General features: G+C 65.4%; 19 protein-coding genes and 1 riboswitch. Of the genes, 5 read left to right on the top strand and 14 right to left on the bottom strand.

All coding sequences use genetic code 11. From position 1 onward, the window contains the following. Positions 1-4: 4 nt before the first annotated feature. The 3 genes from GO608_RS09395 to GO608_RS09385 are packed head-to-tail and all read right to left on the bottom strand — an operon-like array spanning position 5 to position 5,605. Complete coding sequence (locus GO608_RS09395) at positions 5-2,368, bottom strand: efflux RND transporter permease subunit (protein ID WP_169200227.1); 2,364 nt, start codon at positions 2,366-2,368, stop codon at positions 5-7. 57 nt (positions 2,369-2,425) lie between these two features. Then, positions 2,426-4,198 carry a DUF1302 domain-containing protein gene (locus tag GO608_RS09390; RefSeq protein WP_169200226.1) on the bottom strand — a complete coding sequence of 591 codons (1,773 nt, stop codon included), beginning with the start codon at positions 4,196-4,198 and terminating at the stop codon, positions 2,426-2,428. A gap of 27 nt (positions 4,199-4,225) precedes the next feature. Further along, positions 4,226-5,605 (bottom strand): DUF1329 domain-containing protein, encoded by a 1,380-nt coding sequence (locus GO608_RS09385; protein WP_169200225.1) that lies wholly within the window; start codon positions 5,603-5,605, stop codon positions 4,226-4,228. A 690-nt stretch (positions 5,606-6,295) separates the two neighbouring features. On the opposite strand from GO608_RS09385, the gene GO608_RS09380 reads away from it, so the two are divergent. After that, positions 6,296-7,327: a helix-turn-helix domain-containing protein gene (locus tag GO608_RS09380; RefSeq protein ID WP_169200224.1), complete on the top strand. Its 1,032-nt coding sequence runs from the start codon at positions 6,296-6,298 to the stop codon at positions 7,325-7,327. Here the strand turns inward: GO608_RS09380 and GO608_RS09375 are convergent. From GO608_RS09375 to GO608_RS09365, 3 genes are all read right to left on the bottom strand, one after another. Next, positions 7,324-8,274, bottom strand: coding sequence for an App1 family protein phosphatidate phosphatase (locus GO608_RS09375; RefSeq protein WP_169200223.1), 951 nt, complete (start codon positions 8,272-8,274; stop codon positions 7,324-7,326). The genes GO608_RS09380 and GO608_RS09375 overlap by 4 nt on opposite strands. A gap of 247 nt (positions 8,275-8,521) precedes the next feature. Then, on the bottom strand, positions 8,522-10,150 hold the full coding sequence (locus GO608_RS09370; RefSeq protein WP_169200222.1) for an alpha-amylase family protein: 1,629 nt from the start codon (positions 10,148-10,150) through the stop codon (positions 8,522-8,524). Then, on the bottom strand, positions 10,143-12,197 hold the full coding sequence (locus GO608_RS09365; RefSeq protein WP_169200221.1) for an amylo-alpha-1,6-glucosidase: 2,055 nt from the start codon (positions 12,195-12,197) through the stop codon (positions 10,143-10,145). Before GO608_RS09365 ends, GO608_RS09370 begins: the two co-directional genes overlap by 8 nt. Positions 12,198-12,374: 177 nt before the next feature. After that, a riboswitch (cobalamin riboswitch) is annotated at positions 12,375-12,514 on the top strand. Positions 12,515-13,103: 589 nt separating this feature from the next. On the opposite strand from GO608_RS09365, the gene GO608_RS09360 reads away from it, so the two are divergent. Beyond that, entirely contained in the window at positions 13,104-13,388 is a 285-nt protein-coding gene (locus GO608_RS09360; RefSeq protein WP_169200304.1) for an energy transducer TonB, read from the top strand. A 33-nt stretch (positions 13,389-13,421) separates the two neighbouring features. Here GO608_RS09360 and GO608_RS09355 read toward each other — a convergent pair whose 3' ends face one another. Both GO608_RS09355 and GO608_RS09350 read right to left on the bottom strand, forming a co-directional pair. Beyond that, on the bottom strand, positions 13,422-13,631 hold the full coding sequence (locus GO608_RS09355; RefSeq protein WP_169200303.1) for a heavy-metal-associated domain-containing protein: 210 nt from the start codon (positions 13,629-13,631) through the stop codon (positions 13,422-13,424). A 25-nt stretch (positions 13,632-13,656) separates the two neighbouring features. Further along, positions 13,657-16,068, bottom strand: a complete 2,412-nt coding sequence (locus GO608_RS09350) for a heavy metal translocating P-type ATPase (protein WP_169200302.1) — start codon at positions 16,066-16,068, stop codon at positions 13,657-13,659. A gap of 109 nt (positions 16,069-16,177) precedes the next feature. On the opposite strand from GO608_RS09350, the gene GO608_RS09345 reads away from it, so the two are divergent. Then, entirely contained in the window at positions 16,178-16,582 is a 405-nt protein-coding gene (locus GO608_RS09345; protein ID WP_169200301.1) for a MerR family DNA-binding protein, read from the top strand. A 40-nt stretch (positions 16,583-16,622) separates the two neighbouring features. On the opposite strand, the gene GO608_RS09340 is transcribed toward GO608_RS09345, so the two are convergent. Both GO608_RS09340 and hemN read right to left on the bottom strand, forming a co-directional pair. Beyond that, the gene (locus GO608_RS09340; RefSeq protein ID WP_169200300.1) at positions 16,623-17,333 is read right to left on the bottom strand and encodes a sulfite exporter TauE/SafE family protein; all 711 of its coding nucleotides are present in this window, start codon (positions 17,331-17,333) and stop codon (positions 16,623-16,625) included. Positions 17,334-17,432: 99 nt separating this feature from the next. Continuing rightward, positions 17,433-18,824 (bottom strand): oxygen-independent coproporphyrinogen III oxidase, encoded by a 1,392-nt coding sequence (gene hemN, locus GO608_RS09335; RefSeq protein ID WP_169200299.1) that lies wholly within the window; start codon positions 18,822-18,824, stop codon positions 17,433-17,435. A 125-nt stretch (positions 18,825-18,949) separates the two neighbouring features. Between hemN and fnr the strand changes: the two genes are divergently transcribed. Then, positions 18,950-19,690 (top strand): fumarate/nitrate reduction transcriptional regulator Fnr, encoded by a 741-nt coding sequence (gene fnr, locus GO608_RS09330; protein ID WP_169200307.1) that lies wholly within the window; start codon positions 18,950-18,952, stop codon positions 19,688-19,690. 6 nt (positions 19,691-19,696) lie between these two features. Here fnr and GO608_RS09325 read toward each other — a convergent pair whose 3' ends face one another. The 3 genes from GO608_RS09325 to GO608_RS09315 are packed head-to-tail and all read right to left on the bottom strand — an operon-like array spanning position 19,697 to position 21,873. Next, the gene (locus GO608_RS09325) at positions 19,697-20,248 is read right to left on the bottom strand and encodes a hemerythrin domain-containing protein (protein WP_169200298.1); all 552 of its coding nucleotides are present in this window, start codon (positions 20,246-20,248) and stop codon (positions 19,697-19,699) included. After that, entirely contained in the window at positions 20,248-20,643 is a 396-nt protein-coding gene (locus GO608_RS09320) for a SirB2 family protein (protein ID WP_169200297.1), read from the bottom strand. The genes GO608_RS09325 and GO608_RS09320 overlap by 1 nt, the downstream gene beginning before the upstream one ends. A gap of 6 nt (positions 20,644-20,649) precedes the next feature. After that, positions 20,650-21,873: an NnrS family protein gene (locus tag GO608_RS09315; RefSeq protein ID WP_169200296.1), complete on the bottom strand. Its 1,224-nt coding sequence runs from the start codon at positions 21,871-21,873 to the stop codon at positions 20,650-20,652. A 107-nt stretch (positions 21,874-21,980) separates the two neighbouring features. Between GO608_RS09315 and GO608_RS09310 the strand changes: the two genes are divergently transcribed. Next, positions 21,981-22,670 (top strand): Crp/Fnr family transcriptional regulator, encoded by a 690-nt coding sequence (locus GO608_RS09310; RefSeq protein WP_169200295.1) that lies wholly within the window; start codon positions 21,981-21,983, stop codon positions 22,668-22,670. A gap of 154 nt (positions 22,671-22,824) precedes the next feature. On the opposite strand, the gene GO608_RS09305 is transcribed toward GO608_RS09310, so the two are convergent. After that, positions 22,825-24,582: a PHA/PHB synthase family protein gene (locus tag GO608_RS09305; RefSeq protein ID WP_425532295.1), complete on the bottom strand. Its 1,758-nt coding sequence runs from the start codon at positions 24,580-24,582 to the stop codon at positions 22,825-22,827. Positions 24,583-24,589: the final 7 nt, after the last annotated feature.

Here is a 24,589-nt window from a genome sequence, read left to right as displayed (position 1 = left end):
CTCCTCAGTGAGCCATCAGCGGCGCGCGGACCGGGCCGCGGCGCGGAATCAGCATGTCGATCGTGACCGCCAGCGCCGGCAGCAGCGTGATCGCCATAATCATGTTCATCATGAACATGAAGGTCAGCAGCATCCCCATGTCGGCCTGGAACTTGAGCGCCGAGAACGACCACGTCGCGACACCGATCGACAGCGTCACCGCGGTGAATACCGTCGCGACGCCGATCTCGCGCAGCGCCTGCTTGAACGCCGTGACGATGTCGTCGCCATGCGCGAGGTGCATCTGCAGGCGGTTGTAGATGTAGAACGCGTAGTCGACGCCGATCCCGACCGCCAGCACCATCACCGGCAAGGTCGCGACCGTGAGCCCGATGTCGAGCTCCTTCATGAACCAGTAGCCGAGGAAAGTCGCCAACGTCAGCGGCACGCAGCACGCGATCATCGCGCGCCAGTCGCGATACACCGCGAACACCAGCACCAAGATCGTTGCATACACGTAGAGCATCATCGGGAGTTCGGAATGCTCGACGACTTCGTTCGTCGCCGCCTGCACGCCGGCGTTGCCGCTCGCGAGCCGCACGGTGACGCCGTCGAACGGCTGCATCGCGCGGAAATGCTTCACTGCGGCGACGACCCCTTCGATCGTCGACGCCTTGTGGTCGGCCAGATAAAGATTCACCGGCAGCAGCGTGCAGTCGGCGTTGAAAAGCCGCATGCCTTCAGGCACCTGGCGCACCGCTTCGCCGAGCGTCAGCTCCTCGCGCGGCAGCGCGGCCCATTTCGGGTTGCCCTCGTTGACTCCGGACGCGGCGAGCTTCGTCATGCTCGGCAGCGACTGCGCCGACAGCACGCCGGGCACGTTCGCGAGATACCACGTCAAGCGGTCAACATAGCTCATGACGTCGTGGCGGTAGCAACCGTCCGCAGGCGATTCGACGACCACCGTCAGCAAGTCGAGACCGAGGCCGTAGCGCCCGACGACCGCTTCGACGTCCTGGTTGTAGCGCGAATCGTCGTGCAGTTCCGGTGCACCGGGCAGCACGTGGCCGACGTGGCGGCCTTGGCTCTGCCAGACTGCGATGCCCATCAGCACGAGGCACACCAGCGTGCCAATCGCGGCGTTGCGCGGGTTTGCGATATGCACACCGAGCGTCGACATCATGCGGTTGCGCATCGCCTCGACTTTGCCCGCGCGCAGCACGAAAGCGTCGTCGAAGCGGAAATAGCTCGCGACCACCGGCAGCATGATCAGGTTCGTGACGATCTTGTAGGCGACGCCGACCGAGGCGGTGATCGCGAGCTCGCGGATCATCGGGATCGGCACCAGCACCAGCGTCGCGAAGCCGACGAAGGCGGTGATCAGCGCGAGCGTGCCGGGCACGAACAGGCCCGTGAAGCTGCGGCTCGCTGCGGTGTAGCCGTCGGCGCCGTTGATGACCTCCTTGGCAATGTAGTTCACCTGCTGGATGCCGTGCGACACGCCGATCGCGAACACCAGAAACGGCACCAGGATCGCGAGCGGGTCGAGGCCGAAGCCGAGCAGCGTGATCGTGCCGAACTGCCATACCACCGACACCAGCGAGCAGGCGAGCGGCAGGAAAGTCAGCATCAGCGAGCGGGTGTACCAGTAGACCGCCGCGGCAGTGAGCAGGAACGCGAGCGCGAAGAACTCGATGACGCTGGTCGCCCCTTCCGAGATGTCGCCCATCTGCTTCGCGAAGCCAATGATGCGGATGCGGATGTCGTCGTCGGTGAAGGCGTCGCGGATTTCGCGCTCGAGGCGCTCGCTGAATTCCTGGTAATTGAGCCGTTCACCGGTCTGCGGATCGGGATCGGCCAGTTCGGCGACGACCATCGCCGACGACGAGTCGTTCGCGACGAGGCTGCCGATGAAGCCGCCGACGATTGTGCGCTCGCGGATCGCCGCGATGTTGTCGTCGGTGAGCGCCTTGACGGTGACGTCGCCGCCGATCACGTCCTCGGCCCGCATGCCCTCCTCGGTGATCTGCACCGCCCGCGCGTTCGGGGTCCATAGGGACGTCACCGTGCGGCGGTCGACGCCCTTCATGAAGAACACCGCCTGGGTGACATCGTGGAGTTTCGTCAGCGCCTTCTCGTTCCAGACGTCGCCGTTCTTCGCCTCGACGGTGACGATGATGCGGTTGGCGCCGAACAGCACATCGCGGTACTGGTTGAAAGTCTGAATGTATTCATGGTCCTGCGGCAGCTGCTTGTCGAAGCCGGCGCTCATTTCGAGGCGGGAAGCGAACACCGCCATCACCACGGTGAAGCCAAGCAGCGCGAGCAGGATCATCGGGCGGTGCCGGAAGCACGCCTGCTGCAACGCACGCACCAGTGTCTCGATCATGTTGGGTATCCGTCAGGCCGGCACGGCGGAAAGCTCCCGCCGCGCCGGCGCTCTAACTCAGAACGAACGCGAAATGCTCGCGGCCAGGAAGTCGCGGTCGCGCATCAGGTTGTTCGCGCCGCCGCCGGAGAAGTTGACCCACTGGATCCCGCCTTTCCAGTTGTCGCGGTAGTTCGCGAACAGCGACAGCGTCAGCGCCTTGCGCCCTTCGACGAACGGCAGCCCGTTCGGCGTCGTGCCATTGACGTCGTGGTACCAGTCGATCTGCGGCGTCAGCGTGACTCCGGTGCCCCACGCGTTCGGGTAGTTCAGCGCCGCTTCGACGACGTAGCCCCACGAGGTCTTGTCCGGCAGCGAATAGTCGGGCAGGAAGTACGGCGTCACGCCGCTGCGGTCGAGACCCGGGTAATGCGCGACCGCGGCCTCGGCGAGGATGAAACCGTCGACCGCGCCCAGCGCCTTCGCGATGCCGCCGAGCGGATCGTTGTGCGAGAACGTGTAGAAGCCGGTGAGGTGGAACTGGTATTTCTCCTCCTCGACGAAACCGGGATGCCTGCCGTTCTCGTAGCTGCTGAACCTCCCCGCGAACGGCACCGTCGGGTCGACGCCGACGCTGTCGTCGGGCCGGTAAGACAATTCCGCACCGACGGCGATGTTCATCAGCTTGGTGTTCGCCGAGATCGCGTACAGGTCCTTGTCCTCGCCGTACGCGAGGAAGTAGCCGGTGACGGCGCCTTCCGGAGTGCCGGTGAAGCCGAGGAACGGCAGCTTGTCGTGGTAGCGCTGATACGTGAACGCGAACTCGGTGTCGATCTCCTCGGCGTTGTAGCGGAAATTCACGCCGTACTGGCCGCCTTTCTTCGGCTCGTCCTGGCCGAGATAGGGCACTGCCAGGCCTTCGGCGATGAGATCGGCATCGGGAAGACCGGGATCGTCACCGCAGCGACCGTTCGGCAGGCCTGCGCAGGCGCCGACGCCGGCAAAGTCCTCGATGATGCTCGTCGGCACGTATGCGATGCGCCGCCCCTTGCCGAGCACGTCGACCGTCGAGAAGAACGTGCCGGACGGGTCGAACTTGAAGCCGTTCCAGCGCCACTGGTAGTACCCCTCGACGCCGAGCTGCTCGGTCAGGTCCATCGAAGCCGAAATCATCTGCGCCGGGATGAAAATTTCCTTCAGCTGCGTGCCCGGCACGTGGAATTTCTGCAGGTCGATCGCGTTGATCTGGTTCACGCCGCCGACGATGAAGATGTCCTCGCCCCACGAGAGCACCTGGTTGCCGACTTTCACCTTGCCGCGACGGTCGCCGAGGCTGAACGTCTTCGCGACCCACAGGTCGAGCAGCGTCGCATCGTCGGTCGCCTCGCTCGCGACGTCGGTGCGCTCGGTGTCGTCCGCCTTCCAGTCATGGAACCAGTTCACCCGGGCGAGCGCGCTCCAGCCACCGGGGTACTTCAGCGACAGGTCGTGCGTGCCTTTCAACGCCGCGGAAACAATGTCGTCCTCGTCGTAGTTGAGGTTGCCGTCGTCGAACTGGGTGTAGTTGAAGTCGGCGTTCGCGTAGCCGTTTCCGGCCTGCTTGGTGTGCAGCTCGTTGTTCGTCGTGTTGTTGCAGCCGCCGCTGTCGTTGCTGATTATCGAACAGCTCGGCGATTCGAGCCGGCTCGCGACGCCGAACGAAATCGTGCTGTCGAGGCTCCCCGACAACCCTTCCTCGGAACCGAAGCGAAACGCCTGACTATCCGGCGCCCAGCAGGCCGCCGCCACCGACACGGCCAGGATCGACGGCGCGAACGCGCCCCGACGATGCAAAATCGTCTTTGTTTTCATTGGTTTTCTCCCTCGAGTGGGCGGCGGTCAGCGTTCGCCGCGGCGACGCATTTCGTCCTGCGTGAAGTTCGCGGCCGTAATCCGGCCGTCCTTCGCGGCGGTCAGGTCGAGCACCTCGCCTTCCGCAGTCCAGTTGTCGACGACGTAGCGGCGCGCGACGAGGTCGTACATCTGCGTCTCGTAGGTGATGCACGCCCCGACCTCGGGCGCCGCCCACAGGCTGCCTTCCTGCACGCGCCACAGGTTGCCCTTGGCGTCATACATGTCGACCTGCAGCAGGGCCCACGAATCCTCGTCGAAGTGGAACACGCGCTTCGCAAAAGAATGGCGCTTGTCCGGCTTCACCGTCGCCTCGACGACCCATACGCGATGCGGCTCGTAGCGAATGAGGTCGCGGTCGACATATTCCGGCCCGAGCATGTCCTTGAACTTCTGCGACTTGTCGATCAGCTTGTACGAGTTGTACGGGACGAACATCTCCTTCTTGCCGACCAACTTGTAGTCGTAGCGATCGAGCGCGCCGGTGAACATGTTGATCTGGTCGACGAAGTACAGGTTGTCGAAGCCGGCGACCTGGTTGTCGTACGCGAAGGTCGGCGAACGGCGCACGCGGCGCTGTCCCGGGAAGTAGATCCACGCGTCCTGCGGCTTGTCCACGTACGTATGGACGAGGTAGCCCTCGCCGGCGCGCGACGGCGGCGTCAGCACGTCGTACAGCAGCTTCGCCTCGACGCTGCCCACGTCCGCCGGACCGGTCACTTTCGGGTCGTTGAACGGATACATCTCGTACGCCCACTGCTTGTTCTCGACGTAGGAGCCGTCCTTCTCCGGCATCAGCGCCGCGATCTGCGCGCGCCGGCCCAGGCCGGTGTAGCGCAGCTTGAAGTTCCACATCGCTTCCGCACCGGTTTTCGGAATCGGGAACGGAATCCCGGCGCCGAACACTTTTTCGAGCTGCCAGCCGTCGCCGCCGAGCTTCGCGGCCGTCGCGTTCTTCTTCGTTTGCTCCGCAACGAAGTCGGGCACCGGACAGCTGCGGCGGCTCGGATACACGTCCATCCGGTAGCCCTGGTACGCCTTGATCAGCGCAACCTGCCCGGCCGACAGCTTGTCAGCGTATTTGTCGACGTTCGACGCATCGATCGAATAGAGCGGCTTGTCGTCCTTGAACGGGTCGAGATGGCCCGGCTTCCAGCCTGCGGGCGCTTTCGTCATGCCGCCGGTCCAGGCGGGAATCGAGCCGTCCTGGTTGGCCGCGGCTTCGGCGCCGATCGGCGTCAGGTTCTTGCCGAGTGCGGCAGCTTCCGCGTCGCTAGCCGCCGCCTGCACAACCGAGCTGCCGATAAGGGCCGCCACGGCGAGACAGATAAGGCCCAGGCGGGGCGGTTTGATGGTCGTTCTGGTCACGTTCGTCTCCTCGCTTTTTGTGTGTGTTGCCTGTACTTCTGCTGCCTTCACGTTCTCGATGACGTGTTGTGCTGCCCGCTGCGCGCCGCAGCTCTGCGCCTGCAGGATCGGACGCAGCCGGAATCCGCAGGCGACAGCCGGGAACGAGCGCAGACTGCCGGGGAGGAAAGATCGGAGTGCACGGCATACGCCGGGCGATGTGCCGGGAAAGGCGCATGCGGCGCAGCGGATCGCAAGCACCGGGCGTGCAGGGCGTGACGTCGAGCCATGGGTCGACCTCCTTTTCGGGCGACGGCGGCCGAGGGCGCGCCTTCGCTGTCTCCGTGTCCCGCTCGCGATTGTGCGGCGGATCGTTTTATTGTCGATTGGGCCCGGTCTGCGGACGCATCGGTGAGGCGGATTGTAGGAACGGGTCTTCGTCAGGCGTTATCCGAAATCGGCAAGCACAATTTCCCTGCCGCCTGCCCCACGCGAGACCGAAACGGCGGCGCGAACTGCACGACCGGCGCAGGAACGCCTGCCCCCCACTGACGCCGGAGCGCATCGCACCCGCCGATCCCAGAGCCAGCGGTTGTGAATCGCGATACACGAAACAACCGAAAAAACTTGTTCCCCGTGTGGGTTTGGGATTAGTCTGAAAGATATAAAGAAAACATCATCAGAACACTTTCCGGTCAGGAGACAGACCGAATGGAAGCTCTTGCAATGACGGCGGCAAGCGACGACCCGGCGCTCGCCGGCGACGACGCTTTTTCCGTCGTCCAGCTCGACACGCGCGACGCGGACGACCACGCGTCGTGCCTTCAGCATTGGCGCCAGCGCTACGACCAGTTGTCGGCAGGTGCATTCTCCGGCAAGTTCGAGGAGTTCTGGTTCGGCAACGTTCAGGTCTTTCGCGAGCGTACGAACCAGGTCGTGCACGAAATCGGCAGCGCGTGGGAAGGCTCGCGCACAGTGGGCGTGCCGGTCGCGCTCGACGGCACGGGCTGGTACTGCGGCGAAGCCTGCGGAGTGGATTCGCTGATCACGCTGCGCGGCGGCGACGATCTCGACTACCGGACGCCGCGTGTGCACGACGTCGTTGCGGTCACGACCGACACCCAAGCGTTCAGCGACTACGCGGCACAGGTGGAGCACCGCGACATCGAAGCCGAAATCGGCAACCGCCGGGTCATCGCCGCGACGCCCGAACAGGCCACGACGCTGCGATCGTTCCTGCTGACGGTGATCTCCAGCCTCGAAGCGACACCGGAACTGCTCCGCCATCCGCAGATGCGCAAAGGCCTCGAGCAGGCCATTTACGCCAGCCTCCTCGCAGCCATCAGCGGCTCACCGGACGCTGCGCGCGCATCCACGCCGGGACGCGGGCGGCAACTTATCGTCGATCGCGCGCGCGAATACATGAACGCCCACATCGACGAGCCGATCACGGTCGCGGACCTATGCACCGAGCTCGAGGTATCGCGGCGCACGCTGCAATACAGCTTCCAGGACATCCTCAACCTCAACCCGGTCAGCTTCCTGCGCGCCCTGCGCCTGAACGGTGTGCGTCGCGCGCTGAAGAGCGCCGAGCATGGGCATGCGGCGGTCGCGGACATCGCCGCGCAATGGGGCTTCTGGCACCTGTCGCACTTTGCGGCCGACTACCGCACGATGTTCGGCGAACTTCCGTCGGAGACGCTGCGCAGCACCGGGTCCGGCGCGAACCGGGTGGCCTGCTAAGCGGGCGGCCCGTCCAGCTCTTCCCGCTTGTCGGCTCGCACGTCGGCCAGCGCCTGCGTGCCGATCAGCCCCTCGGCTGCGGCATGCGCGGCAGCGAACTCCGTATCGGGCGCGAGCACGAGCTGGGCGCCCGCCTCGCGGACCTCGGCGATCAGACGGTCGATCGCGGCGACCCGGTCGGGATCCGGGTCGATGCTGCGAATGTAGAGGACGCGCACCCGGTCCGGATGCCTCCGAACGACCTCGCTGTAGATTTCCGGATCCTTTTCGCCGCTGTCACCGATCAGCACGAACGGCAGCTCGGGATAGCGCGCAAAAATCCGCTCGATATGACTGAGCTTGTGCAGTTGCTGATCGCCGGATGCGAACAATGTGTGGTCGCCGAAGTCTTTCAGCAGCAGCGGTCCGTCCGGGATGCGCTGCAGGCGCAGAAACTCGACGAGCGGCGTATAGAGATTCCACGGACTCCCCGAGACATAGAAAACCGGATTGTTTTCCGCGCCGCTGGCGCCGTCGCGCAGCGCGCGGTAGAACGCGGCGACACCCTTGAACGGCTTGCGCGTGTGCGCATTCGAGCGCACGAGCAGCAACACCATGCGCAGCTTGTCGGTGACGTTCGTCCACATCACCGTGTCGTCGATGTCGCTGATCACACCGAAACGCGCCGTGGGCGGCGGGACGAGAATCGGCGCCGCGGCGCGAACCGCGGCGCCCGAGCGCGGGAGCGGATCGACGAGCTCGAGTTCCGCTTCGTGCCAGCCCGACCGCTCGAGCGGCGTAGCCAGCGAGAGGTCGATGCGGAAATAGCCTTCCATGTCCGCGGTCACTGTCTCGTCTACCCCGGCAAAGCGTACCCTCACCCGCGCCTGCGGAACCTCGTCGGATTCGAAGCGCTTGTACAGCTCGACGAGATTGTGCCACGTACGCTCGCCTGCGCTCGGTGCCACGAACCCCTCGTCCTCGAGCACTCGACCGTGGACGAACACCTCCTCTCGCGTCCCGTAGCTCGCGTATGCCACGATAAGAAACGGCCCTGAGGCGGGCCACAGCCTTCCCAGCCGCACGCGCCCCCGATCGATGAAGTCGTCGGTGCGGCCAACGAAAGCGGTAAGCCTGCGTTTCCAGACCATAGGCAGTCCCTGCTCCAGCGATTGTCGAGCGCCCTAGCGTCGTTCAGCCCACCCGGGCCGCCCCCTAGTCCGCAGGGCCGCGCCGCAGCCAGCGGTAGCCGTACGGTTCAAGCTCGAGACGGAAGTGTCCTTTCTCCTCGACCTCGTGGCGGTGAAACGCGAGCACGTCGTGCAGGTGCTCGCCGCGTCCGACCGGCAGCAAAAACTTCACCCGCTTCGAGCCGAGGTTGTGAACCACGAAGCACGTCGAATCGCCCAGCTCGAAGCGCTGCGCGAGCACTTGCGGCTGGTCGGTGTCGATCCACGTGCATTCGCCGAACGCGAACTCGGGGCATTCCTTGCGTCGCCGCAGCGCGCGTTCGAGCCAGTTCAGCAGCGAGTCGGGGTCGCGCCGCTGCGCCTGGACGTTGACCGTGCGATAACCGAACTCGCCGTCGGCAATCGGCGGCAGCGCGAGGCGATCGGGTGCGGCAGACGAGAAGCCGCCGTTCGGCTCGTCGTTCCATTGCATCGGCGTGCGCACGCTCTCGCGCGCCGGCAGCGACAGGTCGTCGCCCATGCCGATCTCGTCGCCGTAGCGCAGCACCGGCGTGCCCGGCAATGTCAGCAGCAGGCTGTGCGCGAGCTCTATGCGCCGCCGGTCGTTGCCGAGCATCGGCGCGAGCCGACGCCGGATGCCGCGGCCGTAGAGCTGCATGTCGTCATCGGGGCCGAACGCGCGGAACACTTCCTCGCGCTCGGCATCGGTCAGCCGGCCGAGGTCGAGCTCGTCGTGACTCCGCAGAAAGTTGTTCCACTGGCACCACTTCGGCAGCGGCGGCAACTCCGCGTAGGCTTCGCGGATCGGCGTCGCGTCGCCACGCGCGAGCGCGAGGAACAGGTGCTGGTTGACCCAGAAGTTGAACGACATGTGGATCATGTCGCCGTCAGCGAAGTAATCGGGCACCTCCTCCGGCGTCAGGTTCGCCTCGGCCATCAGGCAGACCTCGCCGCACAGGGTCTGCGCGTGGTGGCGCAGCTCGCGCAAGTACCGATGCGGGTCGCGCTCGCCTTCGACCTCGAGGCCCTTAAGCTCGATCAGGAACGGCAACGCATCGATGCGAAAGCCGGTGACGCCGAGCTGCAGCCAGAAGCCGACGATCTTCTCGATCTCGCGCACGACTGCGGGGTTCGCGATGTTGAGCTCGGCCTGATGGTCGTAGAAGCGGTGGTAGTAATACGCCTTCGCCTCGCGATCCCAGGTCCAGGTCGTATGCTGCTCGCCGGGAAACACCATGCCCTGGTCGGCGTCGTCCGGCTTATCCTCCTTCCAGACGTAATAGTCGCGATACGGCGAATGGGGGTCGTTGCGCGCGGCCTGGAACCACGGATGCTCGACCGATGTATGGTTGACGACGAGGTCGACCATGACGTGCATACCGCTCTCGCGCGCGCGGCGCGAAAACTCGACGAAGTCGCCGAGTGTGCCGGTGCGCGAATCGACGCTGTAGTAGTCGACGATGTCGTAGCCGTTGTCGCGCATCGGCGACGGAAAGAATGGCTGCAGCCACACGCAATCGACATTGAGACCGCGCAGATAGTCGAGCTTGCGCCCGAGGCCGACGAAATCGCCGGTGCCATCGCCGTTGCCGTCGGCGAACGTGCGCACGTCGAGGCAGTACACGATCGCATTCTTGTACCAGTGTTCAGCCATCCGCTTTCCTTCGCTCCCGCGTCACGAGCCACGCACGCAGCACTTCGGCGACGCTCCATGCCTGCGCGATGCATCCCCCGGCGCGGTGCGGCGGCTCAGCGCCGTACACCTCGCTGAGGCTGCCGATCCCGGCTTCGAGAAGTTGCGCGGGAAACGCCTGAAGAAATTCGCGTGCTCCAGTGCGCCCGCGCACACGGATCCGGGCATCGACGAAATGGCCGAGCAGCCACGGCCACACCGTGCCCTGGTGGTAGGCCGCGTCGCGTTCGCGCAGCGACCCCTCGTAGCGCGCCTGGTAGCCCGGCTCGCCGGGCGCGAGCGTGCGCAGCCCGACCGGCGTCAGCAGTGCGCGCTCGACGGCCGCGAGCACGTCGTCCCAGCGATCCCGGTCGAGCACCGGATGCGTCAGCGACAGCGCGAAGATCTGGTTCGGTCGCAGGCTCGCGTCGTCGCCGGCCGGCCCGTCGATGACGTCGAAGAGGTGGCCGCGCCCGCTCGACCAGAAGCGCGCGTTGAACGCCGCCTGCACGCGGTCTGCGAGCGCGTCGCAGCCGTCATCGGCGACGCCGAGCAGTCGCGCCCAGCCGGCCATTAGCCGCAGCGCGTTGTACCACAGTGCCTGGATCTCGACCGGTTTGCCACGGCGCGGCGTCACGACCCAGTCGTCGACCTTCGCGTCCATCCACGTCAGCTGATAGCCTTCGGCGCCGGCCTGCAGCAGCCCGTCCCGCGGATCGACGCCGATGCCGAAGCGTGTGCCGCGCAGGTGATGCGCGACGACGTCCTGCAGCGCCGGATAGAGCTCGCCGACGAGCGCGATGTCTCGCGTGCGCAGCACGTAGCGCTCGAGCGCGTGGAAGTACCACAGCGTCGCATCGACCGTGTGGTACAGCGCTTCGCGTCCGCCCTCCGGGAACAGGTTCGGCAGCAACCCGTCGCGCAAATAGCCCGCGAACGTGCGCAGGATCGCCCGCGCCTCGTCGAGCCGGCCCGTGCACAACGTCAGCCCTTCGAGCGAGATCATCGTGTCTCGCCCCCAGTCGTTGAACCAGTGATAACCGGCAATCACCGAGCGGAACGCGCTCTCGCCCGCCGACCCGCCAGGCGGCTCATCCCTGCGGCTGCCCGGCAGCACGATGAACTGGTCCGCGGCGAGCGCGAGCCGCTGCGCGATTCCGTCTGCCTCATCGAACCCGCCGCGGGCAAGCAGCGCCTCGAGCCGCCCACGCTCGGCGTCGAACCACGTGCCCGCATCGAGCGCCGGCAGCTCCGCGTCCGTCGTCGCGAACAGCGCCGCTTCGCACTCCTGACGCAGCTCGAACGACCAGCCGCCGGGGCTGTGCATATGCTCGACGCGGTCATAGCCCCGATCGCGTTCGACGCGAAAAAGCACCTCGCGGTCGATCTGCCAGTCCTCGACGAATGCGCTGTTGTCCGGCCGCACCGCGACGCGCAGCACAATGTCGCGCGTCGGTTGTCGGATCCGCAGCACCTGTCCGCCGTCTTGCGCCGTCGCGCGCTCGAGCTCGCACGGCCGCGCGTCGTCGCATACCAGCGCGGCGTCCTGACGACGCGGGCCCACGTAGAGCCGTACGCGCATCCGTCGCGCCGGCCCGTCGAGCAGCCGCCATCGCACGCACACCGCGTTGCGTCCATGCGGCATCACGATCGACCGCTCGACGATGCTGCCGTCGATGTCGAACACCCACACCGGTGTCAGCCCGTCGAGCCGGAATTCGCGCAGGTGACGTTCGGCAACCCCCTTGCGCGTGCCGTCGATAAACTCGGCGCCGCCGAGATTGACCGGCCCGGCGGAGGTCTCGATAAGTTCGTCGAGCCGCGACAGCGCGACGTAGCGCCCTTTCGGCTCGGACAGATTCGGCACGAACAGCCCGTGATAGCGGCGCGTCGGCATGCCGAGGAGGCTTCCCGACGCGAAGCCGCCCATCCCGTTCGTCACGAGCCATTCCCGCTCGCGCAGCGCCGCCGGATCATCTCCGGGCTTCCAAGGCAGCACGAGCGGAACGAGCGGGCGAGGAGGAATCATCGGTCGTTCGTGGTCCATGCCAAAAGGACCGCACCCGCGCCGCGGCGTTCGCGCATTTCCCGATCTGCCGGGATCGCCGCCTTGATAGCTGCGGTCCCCCGCGGCAAATTTGCCGCAGCCGAGCCTGGCCATCGGGTCAGCCGCAGACGCGCGCAGAAAACGACCGGCGGAAGCGATATAATCGGCCCGCTCGAAGGTGCCGCGACGATCGATGCCGCGGAGAATCGGGAAGCAGGTGAAATTCCTGCGCTGCCCCCGCAACGGTAAATGCGCGCCCTGCGCAAAGCCCGGAGACCGGCCTTCGTGATGGTGACTGCGTTGCGGGCCGGCCGCGCAGCACGTGCCTCGTGCCCGTGCCAGCCCCGCATTCGACAACCTTTGCGCGGGATTCAATGGGCTCACCCGGTTCTCGATCCGCCTGGTCCGGCGGTAATGCCGCCCGCAGGCAGTTCTCGTCGGTCCAGTGGGGATCGCTGGCTTTCGTCGCCGGCGCACACGCGGCCGGGCTGCTCGCGCTGTCGGGTCTCGGCGGCCCCGCGCCGGCCCGGGTTCCGCCTTCCGCACCGGCGACCCTCAGCGTACGCCTGATCGCCCCGCCGGCGCCGGCCGCCCCTCCGTCGGTGACGCCAGTGCCCGCGGAGGCGCCGCCTGTTGCGACAGTCGCACCACGCAGCACCGTCGCAAAACCGGCAACGCGACCTGCGCGCCGCCCCCGGCCCTCAGCCCGCGTCGCCCCGTCCGTCCCCGGCGCCGGTCCTGCCCGGCGAGGCATCTCCGCATCCCGACGACCCGCCCCTGCCCGTCGCCGACGCTGCGCCATCCTCGTCACCTTCCGCCAGTGCAGGGGCTCCCGACACACCTTCTGCGGCGCCCCCACCACCGGCTTCACAAGGGACGGCCGTTGCAGTGACTCCCCCAAGCTTCGATGCCGCCTATCTGCATAACCCGGCGCCCACCTATCCGCGATCGTCGCGACGACGCGGCGACGAAGGAAAAGTCATCCTCAAGGTGCATGTACTCGGGGACGGCAGCACCGACGCAGTGGAAGTGGCGGAAAGCAGCGGCCACTCGCGGCTGGACGAGGCGGCGCGCGAAGCCGTGCGCAACTGGCGTTTCACGCCCGCGCAGCGGGGAGAGGCGCGGGTCGACAGCTGGCTGCGCGTTCCGATCGTGTTCCGTCTCGACGATTGAATGGGTCAGCAGTGCGTCGCGCCAGCAGTCCAATTACACCGGCGCATCGAAACCGGCATCCTCGACCGCCTCGCGCAGTTGCTGCTCGGACACCGTTGCCGGGTCGTACTGCACGCGCGCCTGCGCCGAATCCAGCGACACGTTGGCGTCCGTGACGCCGGGGAGCGACTTCAGCGCCGCCGTGACGCTGTTCACGCACCCGCCACAGCTCATCCCTTCGACCCTGATTACCGTTTCAACCATCACGAGTTCTCCTGTCCACAGAAAATCACCGCCCTGGCCGCCACCGCTTGAGCAACAGTGAATTGGTGACGACCGATACCGAACTCATCGCCATCGCCGCACCGGCGATCACCGGATTGAGCAATCCGAACGCAGCGAGCGGGATGCCGAGTATGTTGTAGATGAACGCGAAAAAAAGATTCTGCCGGATCTTGGACAAAGTCGCGCGCGACAGGTCGATCGCGTCGGCGACACCGTGCAGGCTGTTCCTCACCAGCGTGATGTCGGCCGCTTCGACCGCAACGTCCGCCCCGACCCCGATCGCGAACGACACATCCGCCGCGGCGAGCGCCGGCGCGTCGTTGATGCCGTCGCCGGCCATCCCGATTCGTTCGCCGTCCTGGGCGAAAGTCTGCACCGCGGCTGCCTTGTCTGCCGGCATCACGCCCGCCTGCCACTCGTCGACGCCGGTTTCGCGAGCGATTGCGGCCGCCGTGGCAGCGTGATCGCCGGTCAGCATCACGACCCGCAAGCCGCGCGCCTTCAAGCGCGCCACGGCGCTCGCCGAATCCTGCCGCACGCGATCGGCGACCGCGATCACGCCTGCGCACCGGCCGTCGACTGCGACCGCGACCATCGTCTTGCCGGCCGCTGCGAGGCTCTCCCACGAGACGCCCGACATGTCGATGCCACGCTCTGCGAGGAAAGCGGGAGTACCGAGCACGACGTCCCGTCCATCGACCCGGCCCGACAGTCCCTTGCCCGGCTCGGCGACGCTGTCCCCGGCCGGGGCAATCGAGGCGCCCGTCGCGCGCGCCTCGGCCACGACTGCCGCAGCGATCGGGTGCGCGCTGGCCTGCTCGAGCGCCGCCGCAATGCCGAGCAGGCCGGCGCGGTCCCAGCCGTCGGCCGGCACGACGTCGCTGACCGCCGGCGTACCTTCGGTCAGCGTGCCCGTCTTGTCGACGACCAGCACGCGGATTTTCTCGGCGAGTTCGAGCGCTTCGGCGTTCTTTACAAGCATGCCCGCGCGCGCACCCTGTCCCGTTCCGACCATGATCGCGGTCGGCGTCGCGAGCCCCAGCGCGCACGGGCACGCGATCACGAGCACGGCAACCGCGCTGATCAGCGCCTGCGCGAAGTCGCCGCCAAGCCACCACCACGAGACGAAAGTGACGACGGCAATCCCCACCACGACGGGCACGAACACCGCCGCGATGCGATCAGCAAGGCGTTGCACGGGCGCTTTCGAGCCCTGCGCCTGCTCGACCATGCGGATGATGCCGGCGAGCAGCGTGTGGGCGCCGACGCCGGTCGCCCGGCAGCGCAATACGCCTTCCCCATTGAGCGTCGCGGCGAACACCTTGTCACCGGGCCGCTTGTCGATCGGCATGCTCTCGCCGGTCAGCATCGCCTCGTTGAGCGCCGACACTCCGGAAACGACTTCGCCATCGACCGGCACGGCATCTCCCGGCCGCACCACGAACAGATCCGCCGGCTTCAGGCTGTCGACGGGAACCGCGACGAGATCGCCGTCACGTTCGACATGCGCGACCCTGGGCTGCAGGCGCAGCAGCGCATCGAGCGCAGCGGTGGTGCGAGCCTTCGCCCGGGCTTCGAGCAGCTTGCCGAGCAGAATCAGCGTGATGATCATCGCGGACGCTTCGTAATACACGTGCAGGTCATGGCGACCGAACAGCGTGACGATCGCGCTGTAGCTCCAGGCCATGCTCGTGCCGAGCACGACCAGCACGTCCATGTTCGCGCCGCCTCCTCGCACCGAGGACCAGGCACCGCGGTAAAAGCGCGCGCCGATCCAGAACTGCACCGGCGTCGCGAGCATCAGCTGCAGCCAGCGCGGCAGGAACTCGTGGTGCGCGTCGGCCGCCCAGCCCCCACCGAACATCGCGGGCATCTGGGCAGCGAGTGGCAGCGTCAGCAACACAGCGATCCAGAAGTGCCGCAGCTCGGCTTTCCACACCGCCGCCTGCCGCAAACGCACCTGCTCCCGGTCCGCAAGCCCGGTTTCCGCGGCAGAAAAACCGGCACGCTGCACGGCATCCTTCAGCGCTTCGACCGCTACCAGACCGGGCTGGTAACGCACCGTGGCGCGCTCGGTGGCGAAATTCACCGCTGCCTCGACGCCCGGCAGACGGTTGAGGACTTTTTCGAGCCGCGCCGCGCAGGCCGCGCAGGTCATGCCAGAAATCGCCAGTTCGAGCGTCGCCGCCGGAACATCGAAACCCGCTTTGCGGATCGCCGCGACGACCTCCGCGGGGCCGGCCTGGACGCCGGAGAAGTTGACGCGCGCTTTCTCGGCCGCGAGATTCACATTCGCACTGACGCCGGGCAGGCGGTTCAGCACTTTCTCGATGCGCGCAGCGCAGGCGGCGCAAGTCATGCCGGAGACCGGCAGTTCGATTGCAGCGTTGCGCGGATCCATCACGGGATTGTTCATTGGTCGCCTCTGCAAAACACCGAAGGTCAACGGTCCGCGGAAACGATGTTGCGGACCGCAGCTGTCAGTGGCAGTCTAGACCCTGTACCAAAGTACGGAGTCAACTCCCATGAGCAGCGAAATCACGATCGGCACGCTGGCACGGTCTGCCGGCGTCGGCGTCGAGACCGTGCGCTACTACCAGCGCCGAGGCCTGCTGCCGACGGCAGGCACGAAGAAAGGAGCGTTTCGCGTCTATGGCGATCCGGAGCTCGCGCGCCTGCGTTTCATCCGCCGCGCCCAGGCACTGGGTTTCAAGCTCGATGAAATCGCCAGCCTGCTCGCCCTCGACGAGGAAACCGACCGCGAAAGTGCCCGGGCTTTGGCAAGGACGAAGATTGCGGATGTCGAAGAGCGCATTCGGCAACTTCAGAGCGTGCATTCCGCCTTGCAGGAGCTCGTCAGCTGCTGCGAGCACACGGAAGCACCGGCACCGTGTCCGATCCTGCGCACCCTCGGCGGGGAGGCTGATTGACAAAGTGGCACAGGGAGAAAAGTTCGCTCGCCGGCGGCATTCACACTTCGCAGACCACCCCGCTCCACAGCTTGCCCCCGAGCGTCGGCGCGTTGTAGAGCCCGAATACTCCGAACCCGAGCACCAGCAGACCGGCGGCGAAGCGAACTTTGCCGTTGCGCGTGACATCGCGGAACCGCTTGAAGAGCATTCCTGCGAGCATCAGGTTCGGCAGCGTCCCGAGCCCGAACGCCAGCATCAGTCCGGCGCCGCGCCCCGCCGAGCCGGTGACGAGCGCAGTGGTCAGTACGCTGTACACAAGGCCGCACGGCAGGAACCCCCACAACAGGCCAAGCGGCAGCGCCTGAGCCGCCGAACGTGCCGGCAGGAAGCGCCGCGTCAGGGGTTGAACCACCCGCCACAGCCGCAGCCCGACTCGCTCCACCGGCGTCAATAGGCGCGTGAAGCCGGTCAGGTACAGGCCGAGCGCGATGAGCATCAGGTTCGCCAGCACATAGAGACCAAGCTGGACCGGCAGCACGTCGTTGAACAGGAGGCCGACGGTGCCGAGCGCGCCGAGCACCGCGCCCAGCAGGGTGTAGGTGGCGATGCGCCCGAGATTGTAGGCGAGGTGGATCGGCCACTGCCGACGCGTATCGCCCAGCATGCGCACCGAGGTCATCGCCCCGACGATCCCCCCGCACATGCTTACGCAATGAGTTCCGCCAAGCAGGCCGATGAGGAAAACTGCGATATAACCGGTTTCAGGCATCAGGTAGCGTCGAATCAAGCGAAAGCGACGCGGTACCGCGTCGCAGAAAACGCTTCTATTCTAACACTCACCTGTCGCCGGGCTCCGGCCGTGGCGCGGTCAGATCACCTTGGAGTAGCGAGCACGCTCCCGATCGGCCCGCAGATACCGGTCGAACACCATTGCGATGCCCCGCACCAGAAGACGGCCTGCCGGCATGACGCTGATCCACTTGTCGGTAACCTCGACGAGCCCAGCCTCTTCCATTGCGCGCAAGTCCTGCAATTCTTCGGCGAAATAGTCGTTGAACTTGACCAAGTGCGCGATTTCGATCGAATCGATCGAAAGCTCGAAATGACACATCAGCGCCTGGATGATCGAGCGGCGCAGCAGGTCGTCGGCTGTCAGCTCGATGCCGCGCAGCACCGGCAGTTCGTCGCGATCGAGCGCGTCGTAATACTCGTCGAGCGATTTGTAGTTTTGCGAATATACCGGTCCGATCTTGCCGATCGCGGACACGCCGAACGCGAGCAGGTCGCATTCGGCCTGCGTCGAATAGCCCTGGAAGTTCCGATGCAGCCGGCCCTGGCGCTGCGCGACGGTCAACTCGTCGTCCGGCTTCGCGAAGTGATCCATGCCGATATACACGTAGCCCGCGTCGGTCAGCCGGCGGATCGCCAGCTGCAGGATTTGCAGCTTCGTGTCCGAAGTGGGCATGTCGACGACGGTGATGCGGCGTTGCGGCTTGAACAGACCCGGCAGATGCGCATAGCTGTATAGCGAAATGCGGTCCGGGGACAGCGCAAGAACCTGTTCGAGCGTGCGGTTGAAGCTGATGATGTTCTGCTTCGGCAGCCCGTAGATCAGATCCAGGCTGATCGACTTGAAGCCGGTCGACCGGGCCGAGTCGATGACCAGCTTGGTTTCGTCGAAACTCTGCACCCGATTGACCGCGACCTGGACGTCCTCGTTGAAGTCCTGCACGCCGACGCTCATGCGGTTGAAACCCAGGTCGGCAAGCAGCTTGACCGTTTCGAAGTCGACTTTGCGCGGGTCCACTTCGATCGAGTATTCGCCGTTCGGCACCAGAGTGAAGCGCGAACGGACCGAATCCATCAGCTGGCGCAACTCGTCGTGCGAGAGGAAAGTCGGCGTTCCTCCTCCGAGGTGCAGCTGAGTGACCTGATGGCTGCCGCCCAGCGCCTCGGCCTGCATGCCGATTTCTTTATCGAGGTATTTCAGGTACTTGGCGGAACGAGCATGATCTTTCGTGATGATCTTGTTACACGCGCAGTAGTAGCAAATCGTGTTACAAAATGGGATGTGGAAGTATAATGAAAGAGGTTTGCTTACCCCGCCCACCGCACGCTGGGCAAGCCAGTCCCGGAGGGCGCGGTCATCGAAGGCTTCGACGAAGCGATCGGCGGTCGGATAGGACGTATAGCGCGGCCCGTTGATATCGAAGCGGCGGATCAGCTGCGGGTCGAATACAAGATCGTTCTGGCTGGTCATAGTTGTATCGCTCGGGTGCGTTTCGTACGATCGCAAAAAGCAGCGCCGTGGGGGTTGACGTGGATCAACGGACTTCCTTGGCAATCGCAAGTCGGACTTGAACAGAGGGCATTATTATCGTGCAAATGAAGGCCACGGTGCCAATTACGGTAGCCAGTCTGAAAGTCGCGTGTTCCCAGTGCAATCTGGTCGAGCTGTGTCTGCCGTTCGGCATGTCGGAAAACGAGATCGACCGCCTCGACGAACTTGTCGGAGCGCGTCGCAAGATCAAGCGCCAGCACCACCTCTATCGCGCCGGCGACGCTTTCGAGGCGATCTACGCGATCCGTGCCGGTTCGTTCAAGACGGACGTGCTGCTTGAAGACGGACGCGAGCAGGTCACCGGTTTCCAGATGACCGGGGAGATGCTCGGGCTCGACGGCATCAGCACGGAACTGCATTCGTGCAATGCGATCGCGCTCGAGGACAGCGAAGTTTGCGTGATCGCTTACGGCAAGCTCGAAGAGCTGTCGCGCGTCGTCGAAGGTCTGCAGCATCAGTTCCACAAGGTGATGAGCCGCGAGATCGTACGTGACCACGGCGTCATGACGCTGCTCGGTTCGATGCGCGCGGAAGAACGTCTGGCGGCGTTCCTGCTGAACATGTCGCAGCGCTTCACCGCGCGCGGCTTCTCTGCAGCGGAATTCCATCTGCGTATGACGCGCGAGGAAATCGGCTCGTATCTGGGGCTGAAGCTGGAGACCGTGTCACGGGCGTTCTCGAAGTTCCAGGAAGAGGGACTGATCGCCGTCCAGCAGAAGCACATCCGCATTCTCAATATCGGCGGCCTGAAAAAGCTGATCCACCACCCGTCGCCGCGCGCCTGACCTGGATCAGGAACTGCGCGGCGGCGCGTCCTGCCGCCGTCGCGCGGTCATCGTCGCGGTCAGGGCGGCAACGTCCTGTTCTGTCAACAACTCGCGCGCATACGGCAGCAGTTCGCCCTCTTCGCGCTCCATGTGGCGCCGGTAACGGGCCGTGAATTGCTCGACTTCCGCGGCCGACAGGTCCGCCGGCTCGCCACGGGAGATCGGCTCGAGCTTCGCCCGGATTGCGGCCCAGGCCGCGAACATTTCCTGGTGGTCCGCCAGTATCCAGTCGATCAACTCGTGGAGTGCTTCCCGGCGTCCGCCATCGACGCGCGCGCGCAAAACCGGGAACAGGTCGTCTTCCTCATCGAGATGGTGATTGACGGCAGCCAGGTCGAAATAGCGCATCACGTTGGCGGCCGCCTGTTGTGCCTGCCGGTCGGCGCCATGCTCGGGCAGCCACGCCGCGAGGCGTGACAGCGTCGCGAGCTGCGCCTGCAGCCGCCCATGGCAGGCTTCAAGCATTTCGAGCGGCGTTTCCAGGCCGGGAGCAACGGGTATCAGGGAATCAGCCATCAGAAAGCTCCGGTAAGAACAAGAAAGCCGGCCGCATTCTTCGTCAACGCGACCGACACGATCCATGAAAAGACGAGCAATGCGCAGACCAGCGCGAAGACGCGTATGCGCATTGTCGGGCCGCCGCGCAGCGCGATGTAACCGAGCACCACGTAGACGACCAGCCCGATCACCTTCGCCGTGACCCACGGGGCGACGAACGGGTACTGCGCGCTCAGCGCGGCGAGCGTGATCGCGCTGGCGAGAAACACGGTATCGATCACGTGCGGTACAACTCGGGTTGCGCGGTGATCGAGCAGCGGGCTGCGCCGCATCATCCATACCCCCTGCAGCAGGAATCCCGACCCGCTCAACATCGCACAGAGGATGTGCAGGTGCTTGATCGCAGCGTACACCGCACGTCAACCCGGCCGGCCATCACTGCGCGGGCGCAGATAGACGGGCAGATATCGGGTTCCCCACAAGCCGAACACAGCAATCCAGCCCAGCGCCGCGGCGAGCATCACGCCGCTCGACCAGGAAGGCGGCACCATTTCGCCGGCCACGCGCACGACCACGACAAGCTCGAGCCCGAGAAATAGCGACCACGTCAGCTTGTCTGCGACGAGCTTGCCGCCCGAATGTCCCAAAGTCACTCTCGACACCATGCCGAGCAGTACCGAGCCGAAGAATCCGACACCCAGCGCGTGCAGCGGCGCGAGGCCGAGCCATGCATGGCCGAACAGCGCGGCGACCCCCTGCAGCGTCGACAGCAGGAAAGCGATCCCGAGCCACGCGAAACCGATATGCAGCATCCCCAAGAGCGGCACGCGCAAAGCCGGGATGAGGCGCCATTGCACCGACAGCCACAGCGCAGTCGCCGCCGCGGGCGCATCGACGATCCACGTCATCGCCCCGAATCCCGCCATCGCCAGCGCGCCGTGGATGACACTCGCCCCCAGCACCACGCCGAGCGCCCAGCGCGGACGGACGATCACGTAATCCTTGACGATGTTGCTGGAAAAAAACGGAATCATGCGGTGACAGACCGTAAAGAACACCGGCAGCAGGCACCACCACACCCCGAGGCCGATCGCCACGCGCGCCCAGACGCCGTCACCGGTGATTGCGAAAACGAACCAGGCGAGCACGCCGAAGGCACCTGCCGTGAGCGCAGCCGTCACAAGTCGGGCGTGCAGCGAATCGGGATTGTCGTTGAATGCCACGCCCCACAGCACCCGCAGGACGCCGCCCCACCCGGCCAGCACCAGCAGCAGGCCGACCGCAAGCAGGCCGGGAACCCACAATCCGATGATTGCAACGGCCCACCCGGCGACGAGCAGACGCCACGGTGGCAGCCAGACTGTAACGGGCACGTCCTGCGCGCCCTGCCAGCGCGGCATCGCGGTAAGGAGAAACCCGAACATGAACAACGGGAACACGCCCGCGAGGACCAGCAACGCATGCATCCAGCCCGGCGGAAGCGTCCACGGCAGCGGCGCCACCGCGCCGACGCGGCCCGCGAGCTCGAACGCCCACAGCACGAAGGCCACGAGCAACATCACGCCACCGGAAAAGAACATCGCCCGATGCGGCGCTGCGAAGAGAATCGGCGGCGCGGGCGCGGCCTGGGTTTGAGTCTGCATGGTGCTGCGTTCCTTCAGTGAATCCCTGCCCGGCCGTTACGGCCGGGAATTCCGGGGGCAAGGGTCCGACACGGTAGAATGGCCAGTTGTTTCCGCTGGAGGCCAAGATGCCCAACCCCATTGCCGACATCCCCACCCTGCTGCGTCAGATTTCGTTCTTCAGCGAACTTTCCGCCGACGACATCGACCGGGTTGCCCGCTACACCCGGGAACGCACGCTGGAAAAAGGTGAAGTCCTGTTCCAGCGCGGCGACCCGGTCCATGGTTTCTTTTTCGTCGTTTCCGGCCAGGTGAAACTCGCGGTTTCGTCCGCCCAAGGCAACGAGAAAGTCGTCGAGATCATCAGCCCGATGCACAGCTTCGGTGAAGCGGTGATGTTCCTGAACCGCCCGTATCCCGTTTTCGCCGAAGGACTCGTGGCCACCCGCCTTCTCCACATCGGGCAAGCGGTCGTCTCGGATCTGATCGACCAGGACTCCAGCTTCGCCCGCAAATTACTGGCGGGCATGGCGATCCGGTTGCACAGCATGATCCAGGACGTCGAAATCTATTCGTTGCGCTCGAGCACTCAGCGGGTGATCGGTTACCTGCTGCAGCAGGTCGAGCAGGAGGGCGCCACCGGCGCTCAGGATATCCAGCTGCCGACCAGCAAGCAGGTCATTGCCTCGCGTCTGAACCTGACTCCCGAAACGCTTTCGCGAATTTTCCACGACCTCGTCAATGCAGGACTGATCACCGTCCACGGCAAACACATCGCCCTGCACGATCCCGTCGGCCTCGCCCACTACCAAGGCTGATCGCAAGAGCGGGCGGGCTTGCAGGCCTGAAGCATTCTCCCCAGCGCTCCGAGTGCTCACCTTGACTCGGGTCAATTGCATAAAGAAGCCCGTGGAGAGGGCCTGGACGGCGGCGTCCGGAAAAGCCGCGGGACGAATCGTGCTCAGATCGTGCTCAGTGCTCGAGGACATAGACCCCAGGTGCATCCGCGAGCCGGGGATAGGCCTCCGATGCGGCGTCCCGCGCCTCGACCAGCTCTCCGCACCGCGGCGTGAGCCAGTTCATCCAGTCGGTCCACCAGCTGCCCGGCTCTTCCGCGGCTTTCGCATGCCACGCTTCCGCGGCGTCGGAGCGGTGCGCGTCGGCGACACGATACTTGCGCTTCGGCGGAGTCACGGGAGGATTGACGATGCCGAGAATGTGCCCCGAGCTCGACAACACATAGCGCTTCGGTCCGGTGACGAAGTTGTTGACGCGATAAGCCTCTTGCCACGGGGCGATGTGGTCGTCCTCGGCGGCGACGGCATACAGCGGCTGCGTGATGCGGGCGAGATCGATCGGCTCGCCGGCGACCACCAGCGCATCGGGCTCGATCAGCCGGTTGTGCAGGTAGAGTTCGCGCAAATACCATGAGTGCATCGCGCACGGCATCCGCGTCGTGTCCATGTTCCAGTACAGCACGTCGAACGGCGGCGGCGCCTCGCCATACAGCCAACCGTGGACGACGTAGTGCCAGATGAGACTATTGGAGCGCAGCAGGCGGAACGCGGAAGCCATCTCCTTGCCGTCGAGGAACCCTTTGCGCGCCATGCTCGCGGTCAGATAGCGGATGCTTCCGTCGTCGATGAAGACTTCGATGTCGCCGGGCTTGCGGAAATCCACGAGCGTCGTCAGCAACGTCCAGTCCGCCACCGGGACGTCTTCCGCGGGGAAACGCCGGTTGGCCCACGCCATGTACATCGCCAGCGCTGTCCCGCCGATGCAGTAGCCCACGGCGTGCACCCGGGCGGCGCCGGTAAAGCGCCGGGCCGTCTCGACAATCGCGTGAACGCCGTCCTGCAGATAACGGTCGAACCCCACATCGCGCATCCCGGCGTCCGGGCTCTTCCAGCTCGTGATGAACACGTCCAGCCCCTGGTCGAGGAGGAAGCGGATCATGCTTTTCCTTGGCACCAGATCGAGGATGTAGAACTTGTTGATCCAGGGCGTGACGATCACGACCGGCTCGGCACGCACTTTGGCCCGGGTCGGCGCGTAATGAATGATTTCCAGCAGATCGTTGCGAAAGATGACGGCGCCGGGGGTCGTCGCAAGGTTCCTGCCGACCTCGAAATCGGCGGGATCGGTCATGCGAACGTCGCCCGCCTGCAGATCGCCGAGAAAAATGCCATATCCGCGCAAGAGGCTCGCGCCGCGGGCCTGCATGGCCTTGCGCATCGCGACGGGGTTCGTCCAATAGAAGTTCGTCGGCGCCACTGCATTGATCCACTGGCGCCACCAGAATGCGGCCCTGCGACGCTCCTTGCCGGACATTCCGGGAGTGTTGTACAGCATGTCCTGCATGTGGTGGGTAAAGGCCAGGTACCACTCCTTGATCAGATCCCAAGTCGCCATATCCGTCCAAACGGGGTCGGCAAAGCGTTCGTCGTCGGCATTCGGGCTGATCGGATCGGGATTCGCCAGCCCCACGGCGCGGCGCCACGAGTGCTCCTGCAGCCGCCAAAGATCGGAGGACAGGCTGGCAAGCCTTTCCGCAAGTTCCTGGGGATGCGCAGCCCAGGCGAGTTGCGCATGCACGATCGGCGCTGCGACGCCGAGGGGATCGACAGTGCCCTCGACGTGGTCGTGAATCTCGCGCAGCGTCCGCCGCACTGCCTGCGGCGGTGTGAGCGGACTGGAGGGCTTTCCGTTTCTTGCTGTATTCACGCTCATCATCCCG

The sequence above is a fragment of the Aromatoleum buckelii genome, from assembly GCF_012910785.2.
Classification (GTDB): domain Bacteria; phylum Pseudomonadota; class Gammaproteobacteria; order Burkholderiales; family Rhodocyclaceae; genus Aromatoleum; species Aromatoleum buckelii.
Note: the sequence above shows the minus strand (reverse complement) of the source record. Positions and strands in the feature narration are given on the sequence as shown.

What these genes read in the sequence shown, in the direction of transcription:
- GO608_RS09395 (WP_169200227.1), bottom strand. Translation starts at nt 2,368, where the DNA reads ATGATCGAGACACTGGTGCGTGCGTTGCAGCAGGCGTGCTTCCGGCAC.
- GO608_RS09390 (WP_169200226.1), bottom strand. Translation starts at nt 4,198, where the DNA reads ATGAAAACAAAGACGATTTTGCATCGTCGGGGCGCGTTCGCGCCGTCG.
- GO608_RS09380 (WP_169200224.1), top strand. Translation starts at nt 6,296, where the DNA reads ATGGAAGCTCTTGCAATGACGGCGGCAAGCGACGACCCGGCGCTCGCC.
- GO608_RS09370 (WP_169200222.1), bottom strand. Translation starts at nt 10,150, where the DNA reads ATGGCTGAACACTGGTACAAGAATGCGATCGTGTACTGCCTCGACGTG.
- GO608_RS09365 (WP_169200221.1), bottom strand. Translation starts at nt 12,197, where the DNA reads ATGATTCCTCCTCGCCCGCTCGTTCCGCTCGTGCTGCCTTGGAAGCCC.
- GO608_RS09355 (WP_169200303.1), bottom strand. Translation starts at nt 13,631, where the DNA reads ATGGTTGAAACGGTAATCAGGGTCGAAGGGATGAGCTGTGGCGGGTGC.
- GO608_RS09350 (WP_169200302.1), bottom strand. Translation starts at nt 16,068, where the DNA reads ATGAACAATCCCGTGATGGATCCGCGCAACGCTGCAATCGAACTGCCG.
- GO608_RS09345 (WP_169200301.1), top strand. Translation starts at nt 16,178, where the DNA reads ATGAGCAGCGAAATCACGATCGGCACGCTGGCACGGTCTGCCGGCGTC.
- GO608_RS09340 (WP_169200300.1), bottom strand. Translation starts at nt 17,333, where the DNA reads ATGCCTGAAACCGGTTATATCGCAGTTTTCCTCATCGGCCTGCTTGGC.
- hemN (WP_169200299.1), bottom strand. Translation starts at nt 18,824, where the DNA reads ATGACCAGCCAGAACGATCTTGTATTCGACCCGCAGCTGATCCGCCGC.
- fnr (WP_169200307.1), top strand. Translation starts at nt 18,950, where the DNA reads ATGAAGGCCACGGTGCCAATTACGGTAGCCAGTCTGAAAGTCGCGTGT.
- GO608_RS09325 (WP_169200298.1), bottom strand. Translation starts at nt 20,248, where the DNA reads ATGGCTGATTCCCTGATACCCGTTGCTCCCGGCCTGGAAACGCCGCTC.
- GO608_RS09315 (WP_169200296.1), bottom strand. Translation starts at nt 21,873, where the DNA reads ATGCAGACTCAAACCCAGGCCGCGCCCGCGCCGCCGATTCTCTTCGCA.
- GO608_RS09310 (WP_169200295.1), top strand. Translation starts at nt 21,981, where the DNA reads ATGCCCAACCCCATTGCCGACATCCCCACCCTGCTGCGTCAGATTTCG.
- GO608_RS09305 (WP_425532295.1), bottom strand. Translation starts at nt 24,582, where the DNA reads ATGAGCGTGAATACAGCAAGAAACGGAAAGCCCTCCAGTCCGCTCACA.